This is a genomic window from Methylibium rhizosphaerae, assembly GCF_006386545.1.
In the GTDB taxonomy this organism is placed as follows: domain Bacteria; phylum Pseudomonadota; class Gammaproteobacteria; order Burkholderiales; family Burkholderiaceae_C; genus Pseudorivibacter; species Pseudorivibacter rhizosphaerae.
In genome coordinates this window covers 1-763 of record NZ_SWAR01000173.1, presented here as the reverse complement: position 1 = coordinate 763, position 763 = coordinate 1, and the positions used below count along the sequence as shown (strand labels likewise).

Sequence of the window (763 nt, the reverse complement as noted above, 5' to 3'; positions counted from 1 at the left end):
CATCCTGTTCCACGGCAAACGTCATCCTGAATCGATGGGTGCTGCCGAGGTGGAGGCGTTCCTGACCCACTTGGCGACTGAACGCGGTGTGGCCGCCGCCACACAGAACCAGGCCAAGTCGGCGCTGTTGTTCCTCTACAAGGAGGTGCTCGGGGTTCAGTTGCCGTGGCTGGACGAGATCGTGGGGGCCAAGAACCGGGATCGCCTGCCGGTGGTGCTAACGCCCACGGAGGTGCGCGCGCTGCTGCACGAGTTGAACGGCGCGAGCTGGCTGGTGGCCGCGCTGCTGTACGGCACCGGGATGCGCTTGCTCGAGGGCTTGCGGCTGCGGGTCAAGGACGTGGACTTCGAGCGGCGCGAGTTGGTGGTGCGCAGCGGCAAGGGAGCCAAGGACCGCGTGACGGTGTTGCCGGAGAACCTGCTGTTGCCGCTGAAGGAGCAGCTGGCACGTGCCAAGGTGTTGCATGAGCGCGACCTGGATGCCGGCTTCGGCGCGGTCTGGCTGCCCGATGCGCTGGCGGTGAAGTATCCGAATGCACCGCGCACCTGGGGCTGGCAGTGGGTGTTCCCCAGTGCCGCCCGTTCCGTGGACCCGCGCCAGGGTGTCGAGAGGCGCCACCATCTGCACGAAGCGTCGATCCAGAAGGCGGTGGCCGGTGCCGCCAAGCGTGCGCGCATCATCAAGCCTTGTTCGCCCCATGTGCTGCGGCATTCGTTTGCCACGCACATGTTGCAGGCCGGCTACGACATCCGTACGGTGCAG

General features: G+C 66.6%; 1 protein-coding gene. It reads left to right on the top strand.

Annotation, left to right across the window (positions count from 1 at the left end):
• Nucleotide 1: 1 nt before the first annotated feature.
• Nucleotides 2-763, top strand: a 762-nt coding sequence (locus tag E8D38_RS27970) for an integron integrase (protein WP_342779619.1), incomplete at its 3' end; no start/stop codon positions are given.